This is a genomic window from Paenibacillus sp. MMO-177, assembly GCF_037147795.1.
Lineage (GTDB): Bacteria > Bacillota > Bacilli > Paenibacillales > Paenibacillaceae > Pristimantibacillus.
This window is the reverse complement of record NZ_JBBCUR010000002.1, coordinates 617,566-635,009: the sequence shown is the minus strand read 5'-3', so window position 1 is coordinate 635,009 and position 17,444 is coordinate 617,566. Positions and strand designations below refer to the sequence as shown.

General features: G+C 50.4%; 20 protein-coding genes. All 20 read left to right on the top strand.

Features of this window, described 5'->3' with window-relative positions:
• The first annotated feature begins 3 nt into the window (after positions 1-3).
• The 20 genes from WFK81_RS08585 to WFK81_RS08490 are packed head-to-tail and all read left to right on the top strand — an operon-like array spanning position 4 to position 17,259.
• Positions 4-366: a response regulator gene (locus tag WFK81_RS08585; protein WP_015845017.1), complete on the top strand. Its 363-nt coding sequence runs from the start codon at positions 4-6 to the stop codon at positions 364-366.
• A 3-nt stretch (positions 367-369) separates the two neighbouring features.
• Positions 370-999: a flagellar biosynthetic protein FliO gene (locus WFK81_RS08580; protein ID WP_336786015.1), complete on the top strand. Its 630-nt coding sequence runs from the start codon at positions 370-372 to the stop codon at positions 997-999.
• Positions 1,000-1,036: 37 nt separating this feature from the next.
• The gene (gene fliP / locus WFK81_RS08575) at positions 1,037-1,744 is read left to right on the top strand and encodes a flagellar type III secretion system pore protein FliP (RefSeq protein WP_442956047.1); all 708 of its coding nucleotides are present in this window, start codon (positions 1,037-1,039) and stop codon (positions 1,742-1,744) included.
• Positions 1,745-1,766: 22 nt separating this feature from the next.
• Positions 1,767-2,036, top strand: coding sequence for a flagellar biosynthesis protein FliQ (gene fliQ, locus WFK81_RS08570; protein WP_015845014.1), 270 nt, complete (start codon positions 1,767-1,769; stop codon positions 2,034-2,036).
• 16 nt (positions 2,037-2,052) lie between these two features.
• A complete protein-coding gene (fliR, locus tag WFK81_RS08565; RefSeq protein WP_336786014.1) occupies positions 2,053-2,847 on the top strand; it encodes a flagellar biosynthetic protein FliR in 795 nt (264 codons plus the stop codon).
• 13 nt (positions 2,848-2,860) lie between these two features.
• Positions 2,861-3,958, top strand: coding sequence for a flagellar biosynthesis protein FlhB (gene flhB / locus WFK81_RS08560; protein ID WP_336786013.1), 1,098 nt, complete (start codon positions 2,861-2,863; stop codon positions 3,956-3,958).
• Between the two features lie 22 nt (positions 3,959-3,980).
• A complete protein-coding gene (gene flhA, locus WFK81_RS08555) occupies positions 3,981-6,014 on the top strand; it encodes a flagellar biosynthesis protein FlhA (protein WP_336786012.1) in 2,034 nt (677 codons plus the stop codon).
• Positions 6,011-7,261, top strand: coding sequence for a flagellar biosynthesis protein FlhF (gene flhF, locus WFK81_RS08550; protein ID WP_336786011.1), 1,251 nt, complete (start codon positions 6,011-6,013; stop codon positions 7,259-7,261). Before flhA ends, flhF begins: the two co-directional genes overlap by 4 nt.
• Positions 7,254-8,126: a MinD/ParA family protein gene (locus WFK81_RS08545; protein ID WP_336786010.1), complete on the top strand. Its 873-nt coding sequence runs from the start codon at positions 7,254-7,256 to the stop codon at positions 8,124-8,126. The genes flhF and WFK81_RS08545 overlap by 8 nt, the downstream gene beginning before the upstream one ends.
• A 28-nt stretch (positions 8,127-8,154) precedes the next feature.
• Positions 8,155-9,483 carry a protein-glutamate methylesterase/protein-glutamine glutaminase gene (locus tag WFK81_RS08540; protein ID WP_336786009.1) on the top strand — a complete coding sequence of 443 codons (1,329 nt, stop codon included), beginning with the start codon at positions 8,155-8,157 and terminating at the stop codon, positions 9,481-9,483.
• A 36-nt stretch (positions 9,484-9,519) separates the two neighbouring features.
• Positions 9,520-11,589, top strand: coding sequence for a chemotaxis protein CheA (locus WFK81_RS08535; protein ID WP_336786008.1), 2,070 nt, complete (start codon positions 9,520-9,522; stop codon positions 11,587-11,589).
• A gap of 13 nt (positions 11,590-11,602) precedes the next feature.
• Positions 11,603-12,064, top strand: a complete 462-nt coding sequence (locus WFK81_RS08530; protein WP_336786007.1) for a chemotaxis protein CheW — start codon at positions 11,603-11,605, stop codon at positions 12,062-12,064.
• A 35-nt stretch (positions 12,065-12,099) separates the two neighbouring features.
• Entirely contained in the window at positions 12,100-12,687 is a 588-nt protein-coding gene (locus WFK81_RS08525; RefSeq protein WP_336786451.1) for a chemotaxis protein CheC, read from the top strand.
• The gene (locus WFK81_RS08520) at positions 12,684-13,178 is read left to right on the top strand and encodes a chemotaxis protein CheD (protein WP_336786006.1); all 495 of its coding nucleotides are present in this window, start codon (positions 12,684-12,686) and stop codon (positions 13,176-13,178) included. The genes WFK81_RS08525 and WFK81_RS08520 overlap by 4 nt, the downstream gene beginning before the upstream one ends.
• Before the next feature lies 1 nt (position 13,179).
• A complete protein-coding gene (locus WFK81_RS08515) occupies positions 13,180-13,608 on the top strand; it encodes a hypothetical protein (protein ID WP_336786005.1) in 429 nt (142 codons plus the stop codon).
• 5 nt (positions 13,609-13,613) lie between these two features.
• The gene (locus WFK81_RS08510) at positions 13,614-14,384 is read left to right on the top strand and encodes a FliA/WhiG family RNA polymerase sigma factor (protein WP_336786004.1); all 771 of its coding nucleotides are present in this window, start codon (positions 13,614-13,616) and stop codon (positions 14,382-14,384) included.
• 15 nt (positions 14,385-14,399) lie between these two features.
• Entirely contained in the window at positions 14,400-15,803 is a 1,404-nt protein-coding gene (locus WFK81_RS08505) for a DUF342 domain-containing protein (RefSeq protein ID WP_336786003.1), read from the top strand.
• 15 nt (positions 15,804-15,818) lie between these two features.
• Positions 15,819-16,142: a hypothetical protein gene (locus WFK81_RS08500; protein ID WP_336786002.1), complete on the top strand. Its 324-nt coding sequence runs from the start codon at positions 15,819-15,821 to the stop codon at positions 16,140-16,142.
• A gap of 30 nt (positions 16,143-16,172) precedes the next feature.
• Positions 16,173-16,721 (top strand): DUF6115 domain-containing protein, encoded by a 549-nt coding sequence (locus WFK81_RS08495; RefSeq protein WP_336786001.1) that lies wholly within the window; start codon positions 16,173-16,175, stop codon positions 16,719-16,721.
• On the top strand, positions 16,714-17,259 hold the full coding sequence (locus tag WFK81_RS08490) for a hypothetical protein (protein WP_336786000.1): 546 nt from the start codon (positions 16,714-16,716) through the stop codon (positions 17,257-17,259). The genes WFK81_RS08495 and WFK81_RS08490 overlap by 8 nt, the downstream gene beginning before the upstream one ends.
• Positions 17,260-17,444 lie beyond the last annotated feature (185 nt).

Genomic DNA, 17,444 nt, shown 5'->3' with positions numbered 1-17,444 from the left:
AAGATGGCAAACCGCATTCTAATCGTAGACGACGCAGCATTCATGCGCATGATGATCCGAGACATTCTGACTAAAAACGGCTACGAGGTCGTCGGGGAAGCGCAAGACGGCGCACAGGCGGTAGAAAAGTACAAGGAGCTTAAGCCTGACCTGATTACGATGGACATTACGATGCCGGAGATGGATGGCATTTCCGCATTGAAAGAAATCAAAAAGCTCGACGGAAACGCAAAAGTTATTATGTGTTCCGCGATGGGCCAGCAAGCGATGGTTATCGACGCGATCCAAGCCGGCGCAAAGGACTTTATCGTTAAACCATTCCAAGCTGATCGCGTAATCGAAGCGATTAAGAAAACGCTTGGCTAAGCTATGCTTACATATGTTACGAGATTAACTTCCTTGACTGCGGTTGGCGTTGCTGTACAGCCCGCCTTCGCCGCGGCAGCGGGCAGCGGGAATGACGAGAGTCCAATGGCCGGCAGTACCGGCAGCTACGCAGGAAGCGTGATCTGGGTCATTGTCTCTCTATTCATAGTTATCGGCTTAATCGTGCTACTAATTAAATTTTTGTCTCAGCGTAATCGCATGTGGGGAACAAACCGGGCGGTACGCTCCCTCGGTGGGGTTGCGCTGGGGCAGAATAATTCGCTCCAGGTTGTTGAGCTGTCAGGCCGGTTGTATGTGGTGGGTGTCGGCGAGAATGTGACGCTCCTCGACAAAATTGACGATGAGAAGCAGGTACAGGCTATTCTTGCTTCACTCGACAGACAATCCCATGCAGCCGGATGGTCGGCAAACACAATTACCGATTTTCTTAAGAGGTTTCGTAAAGAAGAGCCGCAAAAGGGAGAGGACCTTACGGATGAGCAATGGAACCTGCAGGCGTCCTCCTTCCAAAGCTTGCTGAATCAAAACCTCAGCAAGCAGGCTGACCGCAGAGAGCAGCTGGAGTCGCTTCTGAAGGAATCCAAACATGATGGGGATGACAATGAAAAATAAATGGTGGATTTCGATCGTCACCGCAGCGCTGGGGGTTATGCTGCTGCAATCGCATGCGTTTGCGGCTAATCCGCTTCCCAATGTCGATATCAGCATCGGTAATGGAAGCGAAGAGCCGGGAACAAGTGCCTTGTCGCTCCTGCTTCTAATAACGGTATTAAGCATTGCGCCGGCGATACTGGTACTTATGACAAGCTTTACACGCATTGTAATCGTACTTGGATTCGTGCGTACATCGCTTGGCACGCAGCAAATGCCGCCTAACCAGGTTCTGATCGGGCTGGCGATGTTCCTGACCTTTTTCATAATGGCTCCAACCTTCTCCCAAGTGAACGAAGTGGCATTGCAGCCTTATCTCAAGGGTGAAATTACGCAGACCGTGGCGCTGGAGAAAGCAGCGGATCCGATGAAAAAGTTTATGGTCTCGCATACGAGGGAGAAAGACCTGCTTCTGTTCCTCAACTACACGAAGACGGAGAAGCCGGAGAAATATCAGGATATTCCGATTACGGTTCTGGTGCCTGCTTACGCGATTAGCGAGCTGAAGACCGCTTTCCAGATGGGCTTTATGATATTCATTCCGTTCCTGGTCATCGATATGATCGTCTCCAGCACATTAATGGCGATGGGGATGATGATGCTGCCGCCGGTCATGATATCCCTGCCGTTTAAGCTTCTGTTGTTCGTGCTGGTGGACGGGTGGTACTTGATCGTCAAATCATTGCTGTTAAGCTTCAACACGTAATTATGACAGGGAGGAACGTTCAATGAGTGCTGATTTCATCATCGGATTGGCCGGACAAGCCATCAGTACCGTATTGAAAGCCAGCGCGCCGATGCTCGTTCTCGCTCTAGTCGTCGGATTAATCATCAGTATTTTTCAAGCGACTACCCAAATTCAAGAGCAGACGTTAGCTTTTGTGCCTAAAATCGTAGCGGTCTTTGTATCCCTGATTATATTCGGGCCTTGGATTCTGAATGTAATCGTCGATTTCACTTACAATCTGCTGAACAACTTGTATAAATACATCGGATAGGTTGTGAACGGAAATCATGGATCAGATCGTGGAGTACTTCCCTATTTTTTTACTTATTTTTTGTCGAATGACATCGTTTTTCGTCGTAGCTCCACTGTTTAACATGCGTGGAGTACCAAGCACCTTCAAGATTGGACTTGGCTTTTTTCTTTCGCTTATTGTCTTTATGACCTATGGGTTGAAAGAGAAGACGGTACCGATGGACGCAGAGTATATTTTGTACATATTTCGGGAAGTTCTGATCGGGCTCCTGATGGGATACATCGTTTATCTCTTTATGACGGTTGTGCAAACAGCCGGCGCACTGATGGATATGCAGATCGGATTCGCCATGTCCAACGTTATTGATCCAATGACGGGTGTCTCGGCCCCGCTGCTGGGCAACTTCAAGTACATGCTTCTTATTATGGTGTTTCTGGCCGTTAACGGACATCATTATCTGTTAACCGGATTGATGGACAGCTACAAATGGATGCCATTGTCGAATGAATTATTCAGCAGGATTTACGATGGCAGCATAACCGATTTCCTGTCCAGGGCGGTAGGTAACGCATTCCTGCTGGCGATGCAGGTTGCAGCCCCGCTTGTCATTGCGATGTTCCTGACGGACGTAGGCCTTGGCTTTCTGGCAAAGACAGCTCCTCAGTACAACGTGTTTGTTATCGGGATTCCGCTTAAGCTGCTGCTTGGACTCGGGTTATTGATCCTGGTGCTTCCCGGCATATCCGCGATATTCGAGCGACTGTTTGCCATCATGTTTGACAACCTGGAGCAATTGTTTGGCATTGTGCAACAAACCGCTAACAAATAAGGAGGCTGCAACGTTGAGATCTTACTACCTAGAGCTAGACTTGCAGCTGTTTAGTCAGGAAAAAACGGAAAAAGCGACGCCCAAGAAAACGCAGGAGGCCCGCAAGAAAGGGCAGATCGCCAAATCCAACGATTTGCCAAGCTCCATGATTTTGCTCTTTACCTTTGCTACCTTTGCGGCATTAGGAAGCTACTATAAGACGAGGATTATGGGCGTATTCCAGGAGCTGTTTGATAACTGGCTGACGATGGATGTCACAACGGCTAACATCATGCCGTTGTTTGGCAAGCTTGCGGTCGATATGCTGATGTTCCTGGCGCCGATTTTCTCCATCGTGGTGATCGTAGCGATTTTGGGAAACGTTATGCAGTTCGGATTTCTGCTTACGGGCGAATCGCTTAAGCCCAAATTCACCAAGCTGAATCCGATTAACGGTTTTAAGCAGATATTCTCTATGCGAACGGTAGTTGAATTTCTAAAGAGCATATTAAAGCTCTTAATCATCGGCATTCTGGTCTATCGGGCGATTTGGGGCGATTGGGACAAGATTCTTATGCTGTCGAGTTTATCCGTCCAGCAGATCTTCGCCTTTACTGCCGGATTGACGGTCAAGCTTGGTCTGGAGACAGGAGCTGTTCTTGTCGTACTGGCTTTCGCCGATTATATGTACCAGCGTTACGAGCATGCAAAGAGTTTGAGGATGTCCAAGCAGGACATCAAAGACGAATACAAAAAGTCGGAGGGCGATCCTCTTATCAAAGGCAAAATCCGCGAAAGGCAGCGCCGGATGGCGATGCAGCGGATGATGCAGGAGGTACCAAAAGCCGACGTAGTTATTACGAACCCAACCCACTTTGCCATTGCATTGCAGTACGATGCTTCCAAAATGGAAGCTCCGCTCATTATTGCAAAAGGGATGGATCACGTGGCGCTCCGCATTCGGGAGGTTGCCAAGGAACACGGCGTTGTCATGATGGAAAACAAGCCGCTTGCCAGAGCGTTATACGAACGGGCCGATATCGGTGATTCAATACCTGCCGATTTGTTCCAAGCTGTGGCGGAAGTATTGGCGGCTGTCTATAAAATGAAAGGCCGAGTTCGTTCATCATAATTGAGAGGGAGGAGACAACATCATGAAAGTGAAAGATATTGCTATCTTAGCTGGGATTATCGGCATCGTACTCATGATGGTCATCCCTATACCGACACTGCTGCTAGATATATTGCTTATCCTGAACATTTCGATCGCGCTCATGATTCTGCTGATTGCGATGAATACGAAGGAAGCTCTCGATTTCTCTATCTTCCCTGCGATTCTGCTTGTCACGACCTTATTCCGGCTTGCGCTTAACGTCTCGACAACACGCAATATCTTGTCGCATGGCCATGCGGGTAAGGTTGTACAGACGTTTGGATCCTGGGTAGGCGGCGGGGAAATCGCGATCGGCTTCGTCGTTTTCCTCATCCTGGTCGTTGTCCAGTTCATCGTTATTACGAAAGGTTCGGAACGGGTGGCGGAGGTTGCAGCCAGATTTACGCTCGACGCGATGCCCGGCAAGCAAATGAGTATTGATGCCGACCTGAATGCGGGACTGATTAATGAACAGCAGGCGCGTGAGCGCCGCTCGAAAATCGAAAGAGAAGCGGACTTTTACGGCTCCATGGACGGTGCAAGCAAATTCGTCAAAGGCGATGCCATAGCTTCTATTATTATCTTGCTTATTAACCTCATTGGCGGGTTCATTATCGGTATGGCCATTCATGGGGACAGCTTTAGCGATGCTTTGCAAACCTACTCGATTCTTACGATTGGCGACGGCCTGGTCAGCCAGATTCCGGCCTTGCTTATCTCCACGGCAGCGGGCTTGATCGTAACCCGTGCCGCATCGGACGGAAACTTCGCGCAGGACGTAACAACGCAGCTCCTTAAATATCCGAAGCTGCTCTATATCGTAGCCGGAACTCTCGCATTGCTCGGCTTATTCACTCCAATTGGCATTTTACGCACGCTTCCTTTCGCGGCATTGCTCCTGTTCGGTGCCTGGAAGATGCAGCAATCCATCAACAAGAAAATGCAGCAGGAAGAGCTGATGGAGGAGGAACAGCAAATCGAAGAGGTGCGCAGTCCCGAAAGTGTTATCAGCTTGCTGCAGGTGGATCCGATCGAATTCGAATTTGGCTATGGCCTTATTCCGCTGGCGGACACGCAGCAGGGAGGAGACTTGCTTGACCGGATTATAATGATCCGCAGGCAATGCGCGCTGGAGCTTGGACTTGTGGTGCCGGTCATTCGGATACGCGATAACATCCAGCTAAAGCCTAACGAGTATGTCATCAAGATTAAGGGGAATATCGTTGCGCGCGGCGAATTGCTGCTTAACCACTACCTTGCGATGAGCCCCGGCTTTGAAGACGAGTCTGTTATCGGTATCGAGACCACGGAACCGGCGTTTGGACTTCCGGCGCTCTGGATTGACGAACAGATGAAGGAGAGAGCGGAAATCTCCGGATACACCGTTGTAGATCCGCCTTCCGTTGTGGCGACGCATTTGACCGAAATTATTAAGCGTCATGCGCATGAGCTGATTGGCCGCCAAGAGACCAAGGCTCTCGTAGAAAACGTGAAAGAGTCGTACCCGGCATTGATCGAAGAACTTATTCCTTCTATATTATCGATTGGCGATTTGCAAAAGGTGTTGGCTAAGCTTCTGCGGGAAAAGGTTTCGATTCGGGATCTGGTTACGATCTTCGAATCGCTGGCGGACCAAGCCCATTATACGAAGGACCCGGATATTCTTACGGAATATGCCCGTCAAGCCTTGTCGAGGCAGATTACGCAGCAGTTTACTTCAACGGGCAATATGCTGAAGGTAATCACGGTAGGTCCGGCCCTTGAGAAGAAAATCGCGGAGTCGGTTCAGCAAACCGACCAGGGAAGTTATATTGCGCTTGATCCTGTTGCAACGCAGCAAATCTATCAGAAGCTCAATGAGCAAGTGTCGCGCCAAATTCAATCCGGCCAGCATCCCGTGGTATTGACTTCGCCTACCATTCGCATGTACCTGAGACAAATCGTCGAGCGGACCATGCAGGATGTACCGGTACTGTCGTACAGCGAGCTTGAGCCTAACATTGAAGTTCAAAGCGTAGGGGTGGTGAATTTATGAGAGTAAAGCGTTATGTGGTGAATGCCTTGCCGGAAGCCTTGCCTATGATTAGGAGCGAGCTTGGCAAAGATGCCGTCATTCTGAATACAAAGGAAGTCCGGATTGGCGGATTTATGGGGATGTTCCGGAAGAAAAAGATGGAAGTTATAGCTGCGATCGAGTCGGGGGCAGCCGCACCTGCCCCAGCAACCCAGCCGAAAAAAGCGGCTGCAGAGGTACAGCGTGTCGTTCATGCGATTCAAGAGTCAAAAAGACAAGCAGCTGCGTCTACGGCGGTTCTCGAACCTCCGGCTCCCGCGCCTGTGACGGCTGTTCAGCCGCCCCCGCCCGTTATGCCGGGTTCGCCTCCGTCACAGACGATAAACCGGATTAACGATGATCTGTTAGAAGAGATCCGGTTTATCAAGCAGTCTTTGAAGCAGCTGTCGATGCATAATCCGGAAAATGCCCGGCCGCTTGCGATTCAATCCTTGTATGGTCGGCTCGTCCAGCAGGAGGTGGAGCCGGAGCTGATTGACCGGTTAATCGATGCGGTAAACGAGAAGCTCGCGGAACATAAGGAAACGCCAAACGGGGCGGAGACCTGGCAAATTGCCCGTGAGCTGCTGTTGGAATGGCTGAATCCGTACAGTCGCGAGTCCATAAGCGATTCGGCAAGAATTGTTCATTTTGTTGGTCCCACAGGTGTAGGCAAGACCACAACAATCGCAAAGCTGGCCGCGGGACAATCGATTAAATTCGGGCGGCAGATTGGTTTCATTACATCGGACACTTACCGAATCGCCGCGGTTGATCAATTACGGACGTATGCGAATATCCTGAACGTGCCCATGGAAGTTGTATTTTCGCCAATGGACTTGCCTAAAGCCTTTAAACAGCTGGAAGACCGTGATCTGATCTATATGGATACAGCCGGGCGGAATTTCCGCAATGAGCTTCATGTATCCGAAGTGAACAGTCTCCTTCAGTCCAGTGAACAGAGCGAGACCGTTCTGGTGCTGAGCTTGACGGGCAAAACCAAAGACATGATGGCGGTGGCGGACAATTTCGTGAAATACGGAGTCCGCAAGGTGCTGTTCACGAAGCTGGATGAAACCTCCGTATACGGATCGATCCTAAACCTGGCGCTGCAGAATGAATTGCAGCCTGTGTTTGTTGCCAGCGGCCAGACCGTGCCGGACGATATTGCCCCATTTAACGCGGAGCGATATATTGATTCGCTGCTGGGGGCTCCTGCCGATGAATGATCAAGCAGAGGCACTTCGCAACATGGTGAAAATGAGGATGGGTCAAGACCCTGCCCGTCCTACCCGCATCGTGACGATCACGAGCGGGAAGGGCGGCGTAGGCAAATCCAACTTCAGCTTGAATTTTGCCATTTCGCTGCAGCGCCTAGGAAAAAAAGTGCTCGTGTTTGACGCGGATATCGGCATGGCCAATATCGATGTCCTGATGGGGGTAAGCTCTTCCTATCACCTCTATCATCTGTTGAAACAGGATAAGACTATCTGGGATATTATCCAGATTGGACCGTCAGGCGTACATTTTATAGCAGGCGGTTCAGGGTTTCAGGATCTTCTCGACTTAACCGCGGAGCAATTGGACTGGTTCTCGGATCAGATCGGCAAGCTTCAGGGGGAATACGATTTTATTCTCTTTGATACGGGAGCGGGACTGTCGAAGGAAACGGTCAAGTTTATATCCGCGGCGGAAGAAACCTTTGTAGTCACAACGCCGGAGCCAACAGCGATTACCGATGCATACGCTCTGGTAAAGATGGTCAAGTCGATGGGGATTAACGCTGCTTTTAAGTTGATTATTAACCGCGCCACAGACCGCAAGGAAGGCATCCAGACTGCGGACAAAATTAATCTTGTGGCAAGAAGATTCCTTCAAGCCGAACTTCCGACATTGGGCGTCATCCTGGATGATCCGAATGTGACGAAAGCGGTAAAGCGTCAAACGCCGTTTACTGTTGCTTTCCCCGGAAGCGATGCTTCTAAAGGAGTTGACGAAATTGCACGCCGATACTTGGAGATGTCCATTCCGGAGCAAACCGCTGCAGCTGGGGTAAGAGGTTTTATACATAAGATGTTTAGGTTTAACCGGTAGTTATACATACATAAGAGGGGGGAACAGGATGGCTCCTTATCGCGTGCTTGTCGTGGACGATTCGCCTTTCATGAGAAAGATATTTAGCGATTTGATCGTTCAAGATCCCCAATTCACGATTGTGGCAACCGCTTGTAATGGTCTTGAAGCCATTGAAGCCGTACAAAAGTGGAAGCCCGATGCAGTAACCCTTGATCTCGAGATGCCCGAGCTTAACGGATTGGATGCTTTGCAGCGCATCATGGTCGAACAGCCGACACCCGTCATTATGTTGTCCGGCATCAGCGAGGAGAACACGAGAGAAACCATTAAGGCATTGCAGCTAGGGGCATTTGACTTTATCCGCAAGCCAATGGGCGCCTTCTCCAATGATATTGTCCGGGTTGGCGAGCTATTGCTGGAGAAGCTTAGAATTGCGGTCCTGACCAGAAGGTATTCCGCCTCTGTTACGGAACCCGATAAGAAGAAATCTCCCATTAAACGGGACAAGACCAACCAGTCCAAGCTTACAGGGTCCGTTAAACCGGTGGAAGAAGGAAACAGCCGCAAACGCGGGCTGCTGCGACCGGAGCAGCAAGCAGAGGCAAGAGATGCAGCTGCTTCTGCGTTTGAGAGGAAAGACAAGCCAACAGGAAGCTTGAGCAATCCAATGAAGCCAATGGCCGATAGCGGCAGATCTATGGAGGCAGTCCCGATTATACCGGTGGCGCCAGTCGCAGCGGCACTTGAGGAGAACAAAGAACAAAAGAGGTTCAGACAGAAGCCGGCTGAGGGCAGCTTCGACCAACTAATTGCCATCGGAACCTCCACTGGCGGTCCGCGCGCCCTGCATGAAGTGATCACATCGCTTCCGGCCCAGTTGGCAGCGCCCGTATTGGTCGTCCAGCATATGCCCCCCAAGTTTACGAAGTCGCTTGCCCAGCGACTTGACAGCTTTAGCGAGCTTGAGGTAGTGGAGGCATCCCAAGGTGACCGGTTGAAAGCCGGGGTTGTCTACATCGCTCCGGGCGGGCATCATATGGAACTGGCGAAGGACCAGGGCGGCTACTATGTTCAGCTTACCCAAAAGCCGCCGCGAAACGGTCATCGTCCTTCGGTGGATGTCCTGTTCGAATCACTAACCCCATTTGACGAGCTGAAACGTCATGCCGTTATCATGACGGGAATGGGAAGCGACGGAGCCAAAGGGATGAAGGCTCTCGTCGACAGCGGCGCGGAATCGGCGATTGCCGAATCCGAACAGACCTGCGTCGTTTATGGAATGCCGCGCAGCGCAATCGAGACCGGCTGCGTGAAGACGGTACTGCCTCTGCAGCAGATTGCTGCCGAGCTGCAGCATGCGGTTTTGAAAGGATAATAGATGATATAAAGTCCTATCAGGAGGTGCGACAAAATGGATATGAACGCCTACTTATCGATGTTTATCGACGAGTCCAATGATCACCTGCAAGCTTTGAACGAAAATTTGCTTCGCCTGGAGAGCGAACCGGAGGATCTGACGATCGTCCAGTCAATTTTCCGCTCTGCCCACACCCTTAAAGGGATGTCCGCAACGATGGGGTATGAAGATCTTGCCTCACTAACGCATGAGATGGAAAACGTGCTAGATCTTGTACGGAACAGCAAGCTCAAGATGGATGAATTTATTTTCGATACCTTGTTCAAGGGGCTTGATGCGCTTGAGTCCATGGTTCAGGATATCGTTGGCGGGGGGACGGGCAAAGCGGATGTTACCGCGATTGTGGCTTCGTTGCAATCCATCGTCAAAGGGGACTACAAAACAGCCGGAGCTGCTGCAGCCGCATCGTCAGCTCCATCCGTATCCTTACAACAAACCGGCGGAATGCTGGATGAGTTCCAGACTTCGGTTATCCAGCAATCGATCGACAGCGGGCATAACGTCTACTATATCGAAGTGGATATCCGGGAAGATTGCGTATTAAAAGGCGTGCGTGCCTATATGGTGTTTGACCTGCTGGGCAAGAACGGCGACATCGTAAAATCCGAGCCTTCCGTAACCGATTTGGAGCAGGAGAAATTCGACCGCTCCTTCTCCGTGTTTACGATCTCTACCTTATCCCAGCAAGAACTGGAAGCTCAAATTGCCGCAATCTCGGAGATCGAGAAAGTATCCGTGGCGCTGCTTGATCTTGAGTTGCTCGCGATGCTGAATAACGCGGCAGCCAAGGAGCAGGCTCCGGCTGCGGCAACTGCGCAAGCCTCGCCGCAAACGGAAGCCGCGAAGGAAGAGGCTGGCAAGCAGGTTGGCGCAGCACGCACGCAGGCGGCAGCATCCTCTGCGCCTGCAGCCGTATCCAGAACGATTCGCGTTGATATCGATCGTCTGGATGCCTTGATGAATCTATTCAGCGAACTGTTGATTGACCGGGTAAGGCTGGAGCAGCTCTCCAGCGAGATCCGCCGCAACGATCTGACAGAGACCGTCGAGCATATGACCCGCGTCAGCTCCGATCTGCAGAATATCGTATTGAAGCTGAGAATGGTTCCGGTAGATTCGGTATTTAACCGGTTCCCGCGCATGATTCGCGATTTAGCCAAATCGCTCGACAAGAAGATCGATCTGGTCATTACGGGCGCAGATACCGAGCTTGATCGCACAGTCATTGACGAGATTGGCGACCCGCTCGTTCATTTGCTCCGGAACTCGGTGGACCATGGCATTGAAACGACCCAAGAACGGATCGCAGCGGGCAAACCGGAGACGGGTACGATTAATTTGCGGGCTTATCACAGCGGCAACCATGTCTTTATCGAGGTTGAGGAAGACGGCAGGGGCATTAACCGCGAGAAGGTTCTCAAAACAGCGATCAAGAACGGCGTTGTGACCGAAGATCAGGCGAAGCAGCTGTCTGACGAGGATATCAACATGTTGATATTCGCTCCCGGCTTCAGCACGGCCGATAAGATTTCCGATATTTCCGGCCGAGGCGTTGGCCTTGATGTAGTGCGCTCGAAGATCACTTCGCTTGGCGGCAATGTAACGGTAGATTCCGCGCTTGGACGCGGAACGAAGTTTGCCGTTCAATTGCCTCTTACTCTATCTATTATTTCGGCGATGCTTATTAAGCTAGGTTCAGAGAAATATGCGATTCCGCTTACGTCTATCGTGGAAACCGGCATTATCCAGAAGGATCAGATTCTGAACGTTCACGGCAACCGGATGATTCATTTCCGCAACGCGGTTATTCCGCTCGTTTCCTTAAGCAAGGTGCTCGATTCGCCCGACTTTAACGAGCAAAGCGAGTCGGAGACCGAAATTGTCGTTATCCGAAAAGGGGATAAGTGGGCGGCAATTACCGTTGACGAGTTTATTGGACAAAGCGAGATTGTATTGAAATCGCTAGGCAAATATTTGACCAATATTGAGGCTATATCCGGTGCGACCATTCTTGGCGATGGCCAAGTGGCGCTCATCATTGATCCTAACGCACTTATCAAATAGGGAGGGCTTAACGATGGGAGAAGAATTAAAAGTAATCGTATTTTCGCTGGCACATGAGGAATATGGCATTGAGGTGGATAAAGTCCGTACAATCGAGCGTTTATCCCCAATTACGCGCGTTCCGAAAACTCCTTCCTTCATTAAAGGAGTAATTAATCTACGCGGCATCGTCGTTCCTGTTATCGATCTTCGCGGCCGCTTTGGCCTCGAAGAGTCGGCAACAACGGAGAACAGCCGGATCATTGTCGTTGCGGTAAACGAAATGGAAGTTGGCTTTATCGTTGATTCCGCCAATGACGTAGTGGATATCGACGCGGATACCATCGATTCGCCGCCGGAGATTGTCGGCGGCATTAAAGCGAAATATTTGAGAGGCATTGCGAAGTTCGGAGATAACCGGCTGCTTATTATGCTGAATCTGTCCGAAGTGCTGAACAAAAACGAGATCATTCAGCTTGAGCAGTTAGAGGTGTAGGTGTGGACGCCTTTAACCGATTCAAAGCGTTTGAAATGGATGTTCTGAAGGAAGTTGGCAATATCGGGGCGGGTAATGCGGCAACCGCATTATCCCGTCTACTGGACAAGCCCGTAGACATGGCGGTCCCGAAGGTCAGCCTGCTGCCCTTCGAGGAAGTGGCAGACCGAGTCGGCGGCTCGGAGCAGGTTGTCATTGCCGTGTATCTTCGCGTAGAAGGGGAAGCGCCTGGCAATATGTTTTTCATCATCCAGGAGGATGCCGCGAAACGCCTTTTGGGACAGCTTCTGTCCCTGGAATGCGATTCGACGGACAGCTACTCGGAGATGGAGATGTCCGCCCTTTGCGAGATCGGCAACATTTTGGCGGGATCCTATTTATCTTCCCTTGCCGACTTCACGCATTTGTCCATGGCGCCTTCCGTGCCTTCCGTTGCCAGGGATATGGCAGGTCCAATCCTGACTTACGGATTAATGCAATACGGCGAGATGGGGGATTCGGCCCTGCTTATCGAAACCACGTTTCTTGAAGACAGAGAAGAGCTGGAGGGACATTTCTTCCTTATTCCGGACCCGGATTCCTTCACTAAAATATTTCAATCCCTGGGAGTACTGACCGAATGATCCAACAAGATGTGATCAAGGTCGGCATGGCAGATTTAAAATGGGCTGCGGGCGGAGCACATCTGAGGACAACAGGACTAGGCTCTTGTGTCGGACTGACGTTATACGATCCAGTTGCACGAATTGCGGGCATGGCGCATGTCATGCTGCCATCTTCGGATATTGCCAGAGAGTCGACCATGAATATTGCCAAATATGCGGATACGGCAATTCCAGAGCTTATTGGGCAAATGAAAGCGGAAGGCGCCGTTGTCGGGCGTCTAGCAGCTAAAATGGCCGGCGGAGCGCAAATGTTTGCCTTCTCCGGCCAATCGGATTCGATGCGAATCGGACCCCGGAATGTAGAATCCTGTTTGGAAATTCTCGCGAACTATTCGATCCCCGTGGTGGGACAGGATACAGGCGGGAATTACGGCCGCACGATTGAAATTGACAGCAGCAGCGGTGTATTGACCATTAGAAGCGTGCAGTTTGGAATAAAGGAGATTTGAAATGGTTGGAAACTGGCGATGGAATGTCGGCTTGGGGATTGTTGGCGCGGGATTAACCCTATTATTTTCGATTGGTAAAAACCCGCTGTCTGTCATGCTGATGCGCAGCATGTATGCTTTCATCGCCTTTGCTGCGATTGCATTTGCAATGCGGTTTGCACTGGCCTTTATACTTCAACCGCCAGTGATGCATCAAGCTGAGACAGTCGGAGAAGAAGGAAAAGGAACGCAGCTGGATCTCCAAACTCCCGATGAGAGCGAAGACCTAAATCAAATGCTCAAATCACAGTTGGACGGTCATAAGTCTCAGGAAGCGCAACAACAGGAACAAAGTCAGTTTAAGCCGTTAACGCCGCCAAAGCTGGTATCAACACAGAATAAAGAGCCTGAGGAATTGGCTAAGGCCATTCGTCATCTGACTGGAGGGTGAGGGGCATGATTGCGACTGCGAATTTGGATTTGTGGCGAGCGTGGAAAGAGGAAGGCGATCTTGAAGCCAAGAAGCGTCTCATCGAGCAATTCTTGCCTTTGGTCGATTATGTAACGAACCGTATGGCGATTGGATTGCCCAAAAATGTGCTTAAAGATGACCTCGCCAGCAACGGAGTCATGGGACTTATCGATGCGATCGAGAAATTCGACTACTGCCGGGGCTTGCAGTTTGAAACCTACGCATCCTGGAGAATTCGCGGGGCTATTATCGACGGGCTTCGCCAGGGTGACTGGGTACCCCGTTCGGTAAGGGAGAAGGCGAAACGCATCGAAGAAGCTTATCAAAGCCTGGAGCAAAAATACCTGCGTTCCGTTAGCGATTCCGAGATCAGCGAATACTTGAACGTCAGCGAGAAGGAATTCACCACGATGCTTCATGAAATTGCGATCACGACGGTATGCTCGCTGGAAGATCCGATCCGTGAAGAAGAATCGGAGACAAGACTGTCGCTGCTTATAGACGAACGGGCCAAAAACCCGGACCATAAAGCGCATGAGTTTTTCCTCAAAGACTCTCTTATCAGCGGAATCGAGAAATTAACGGAAAAGGAACGAACCGTTATTTCGCTCTTTTATTATGAAGAATTATCGTTAAGCGAGATTGCGGAAGTCATGTCATTATCCCCGTCAAGAATTTCCCAGCTTCATTCGAAAGCTATTTTACGGCTGCGCGGAGCGTTAGCAAAGCATAAAGATCAACTACTGCAGCATTAGAAGGGAGTAGGCAAGGTGGAAGACCATTTATTGGAATCTTACTTGCGTATCCAGATATCAGCTGACAAGCTGTCTGCCTTCCTGACCTTTAACCGGATCACCGAAGATTTCGACTGTACTCCCGGTCAAATGGAACGATTTGTACGCAGCAAGGGCGTTGTATATGGGATACGAACAAGTCTGTTAAATGAAATTTGCAGCAATACGCTGGCGTATTGCAAAGAGCAAACATTAATTGCTGTTGGTAATCCGGCTTCGCCAGGTAAGGACGGATCTATCCGTTTCGCTTATGATATGCAGGAGCAGATGCAGCGTCCTGCAGAGCTGGAAGACGGAAAGGTGGATTTCAAAGAAGTTTCCCGGCTAAAAAACGTAAAGCGCGGTCAATTGATTGCAGAGCGGATCGACGCTCTCTTCGGTTCACCCGGCATGATGGTAACGGGCGAAGAGATTCCCGCCAAGCAAGGCAAGCAGGCAAGGTTTAAGGTTGGCAAGAACGTTGTCGTAAACGAAAACCAGACGGCCATGTATGCCTTAATTGACGGTCTTATTACGATTACTGACAAAGAGAAAGTAAACGTTTTCCCGGTATACGAAGTAAACGGAGACGTTGATTATAGAGTCGGCAACATCGATTTTGTAGGAACGGTAGTTATTCGCGGCAATGTTCTCAGCGGGTTTCGGGTAAAAGCCTCCGGCGATATCCGCGTTATAGGCGGAGTGGAAGGAGCCGAGCTGGAATCCGAGGGTTCGATTGAAATCACGGGCGGAATCATGGCGGGCAACAAAGGCTACGTCAAAGCGCAAAAAAACGTAAAGAGCTCCTTCATCCAAGACAGCAATGTTATTGCCGGCGAGGACGTTCTAGTGTCTCAGAGCATCATGCATTCGTATGTTCGAGCTGGCCGCAACGTAATTTGCCAAGGTTCGAAAGGCTTGATTGTTGGCGGCTCCATACAAGCGGTTGAGCAAGTGTCGGCACGGGTGATCGGCAATACGATGTCAACGGCGACGGTTATTGAAGTGGGAGTACAGCCGGAGTCCCGTTCCGAGCTGCAGGAGCTGCGCTCAACGCTCCGCAATCATATGGATGCGATCGACAAAACGGAGAAAGCATTAGCGATTCTTGATCAGCAAGCTGCGATGGATCAGCTAAACGATCAGAAGATGGCCATGCGGATCAAACTTAGCGCAACGAGACGCCAGACAATGGCCGAGATCGATCGGATCAGAGAGCGTATACTGGAAATCGAGAAAACGCTTGAGGACACCGATAAAGCCAAGGTGGATGTCAGCCATACGGTATACGGCGGCATCAAGATTGTAATCGGACGTTATACGCGTTTCATTAAAGATCCGGTACAGCGCGTTTCATTCCGTTATACGGACGGGGATATCGTACAATTACCTTTCTCGTAGGAAGGAGGCTTGCAAATGCCGTTTAAGCCCATTGATTTGCAATGGTCGATCCCTCGTACCCCGGAAGTGGGAGGAATGCAAAGCCAGTCGAATCATAAGGCGAATGCGGAGCTTACGCGATTGGCCGAGCTGGCATCCAAGCAAACCGAGCAATTGCGCAGCAAGAATACCGGCGTTGAACAGACTGGCGGAACGAACGTTCGAAATGACCGAGATCGCCAGAACGGAAATCCTTATCCCGCCAAGAGAAAGCAGAGGCAGGTGCTGGAGGAATCCGCGAATACGGAGGAAAAGGCCGAGCATCCCTATAAAGGGCATCACGTGGATATATCGCTATAAGAACAGCAATGTTTGTAGAGGGTGTGAATGATGTCAAACTGGACTTATATCGTACTGCTAGGAGCGGTTGTAGCCGTAGCTTCGTTATTTCTGCCCAGAAAACAGCAGGTACAGGCAACTAAAGATACGCAAAGTATGGAAGTAGCGCTAGAGCAGTTTATGGAGAATACCGAACTGGACCATCAAGAGCTGGTGAAGCTTGTTTCGGCATTGCGGGAAGAGGGAAAACAGCAGACGGAAGCAAACAAGCAGAGAATGGCAGAACTCGAGAACAAATGCAAACTCCTGGAGCAGCAGCTTGTTTTCCTTCAGCAGCAGCGTCAGAACGATCTGCTGGCTGCGCAGCCAAGCGCTCTTCAAGGGCAGGTTAAGTCCGCTCCTGCGGTAGAAGAGCCGTCTACCGCCGAAGCGGGGCTTCAACAACCCGTGCCGGGGATTCAGCTTCGTTATCCGGATCTGTTTGATTTATATAATCAAGGCAAGTCCATTGAAGCCATCGCCAAAAAGCTGAGCATGAATAAAGGCGAAGTCCAGCTTATCTTGCAGCTGGCGAAGCAGGAGGAGAAGGCTTATGTTTAAGAACCGCTCCTTTGTCGCAGGATTGGGTGTCGGCATTATTGCCGGCGCTATTTTGCTGCAGCTAATGCAAATAGGGGACGAGAGCCAGCAGAAGCTTTCGGACGGATTCAAGGATGGGGAGCCCAAAATGTATACGCAGGCGGAGCTGGACGAAAAGCTTGCGGAGGAGCATGCTAAAGCAACCCGGAATGCGGCAGCAACGGCCAAGCCGGAAGCGGTGAAGCCGGAGGAGTCGCCTGCTGCTGCGGCAACAGAACCGCCGGCAACTAGCGTCAAGAATAACGATAAGAAAGCCGAAGAAGCGGTAAAACGGCAGGTTCGCATTACTGGCGGAATGAATTTAACGGATACAGCGGACCTGCTCGCCGAGCAGCAGCTGATTTCGGACAAGGACGCTTTTATCAAAGCCATGAAGAATAAGCCTGTCCGTGCCGGTTATTTCATTTTTGAAGGGAATCCGACGGTAGCAGACATCATTCGTATACTGACAAGCCAGCCGCTAACGAAGTCCGAATTCGAGAAGCAAATGAAAAGCTAAGGACATCCTGCAAAATTTCGACAATCATTTGTTGCACCATGTAGGCAGATATGTTATAGTAATTGACGGTGTTAAAAACACACGCCTATTAATTCCGTTAATGGTGCTTCCGGTCGCCGGAAGTTTTAGCGGAAGATGCGATGGGCGGAGGTAATCACTCAAAAACCATAACAGGAGGTGTGTTG

Bases quoted from the DNA above. Each gene is read 5' to 3' on its own strand.
- WFK81_RS08540 (WP_336786009.1), top strand. From the start codon at position 8,155: ATGGCTCCTTATCGCGTGCTTGTCGTGGACGATTCGCCTTTCATGAGA.
- flhF (WP_336786011.1), top strand. From the start codon at position 6,011: ATGAGAGTAAAGCGTTATGTGGTGAATGCCTTGCCGGAAGCCTTGCCT.
- WFK81_RS08495 (WP_336786001.1), top strand. From the start codon at position 16,173: ATGTCAAACTGGACTTATATCGTACTGCTAGGAGCGGTTGTAGCCGTA.
- WFK81_RS08490 (WP_336786000.1), top strand. From the start codon at position 16,714: ATGTTTAAGAACCGCTCCTTTGTCGCAGGATTGGGTGTCGGCATTATT.
- WFK81_RS08585 (WP_015845017.1), top strand. From the start codon at position 4: ATGGCAAACCGCATTCTAATCGTAGACGACGCAGCATTCATGCGCATG.
- fliP (WP_442956047.1), top strand. From the start codon at position 1,037: ATGCTGCTGCAATCGCATGCGTTTGCGGCTAATCCGCTTCCCAATGTC.
- WFK81_RS08580 (WP_336786015.1), top strand. From the start codon at position 370: ATGCTTACATATGTTACGAGATTAACTTCCTTGACTGCGGTTGGCGTT.
- WFK81_RS08530 (WP_336786007.1), top strand. From the start codon at position 11,603: ATGGGAGAAGAATTAAAAGTAATCGTATTTTCGCTGGCACATGAGGAA.
- WFK81_RS08510 (WP_336786004.1), top strand. From the start codon at position 13,614: ATGATTGCGACTGCGAATTTGGATTTGTGGCGAGCGTGGAAAGAGGAA.
- fliR (WP_336786014.1), top strand. From the start codon at position 2,053: ATGGATCAGATCGTGGAGTACTTCCCTATTTTTTTACTTATTTTTTGT.
- flhA (WP_336786012.1), top strand. From the start codon at position 3,981: ATGAAAGTGAAAGATATTGCTATCTTAGCTGGGATTATCGGCATCGTA.
- WFK81_RS08525 (WP_336786451.1), top strand. From the start codon at position 12,100: ATGGATGTTCTGAAGGAAGTTGGCAATATCGGGGCGGGTAATGCGGCA.
- WFK81_RS08545 (WP_336786010.1), top strand. From the start codon at position 7,254: ATGAATGATCAAGCAGAGGCACTTCGCAACATGGTGAAAATGAGGATG.
- fliQ (WP_015845014.1), top strand. From the start codon at position 1,767: ATGAGTGCTGATTTCATCATCGGATTGGCCGGACAAGCCATCAGTACC.
- WFK81_RS08535 (WP_336786008.1), top strand. From the start codon at position 9,520: ATGGATATGAACGCCTACTTATCGATGTTTATCGACGAGTCCAATGAT.
- WFK81_RS08520 (WP_336786006.1), top strand. From the start codon at position 12,684: ATGATCCAACAAGATGTGATCAAGGTCGGCATGGCAGATTTAAAATGG.
- WFK81_RS08515 (WP_336786005.1), top strand. From the start codon at position 13,180: ATGGTTGGAAACTGGCGATGGAATGTCGGCTTGGGGATTGTTGGCGCG.
- WFK81_RS08500 (WP_336786002.1), top strand. From the start codon at position 15,819: ATGCCGTTTAAGCCCATTGATTTGCAATGGTCGATCCCTCGTACCCCG.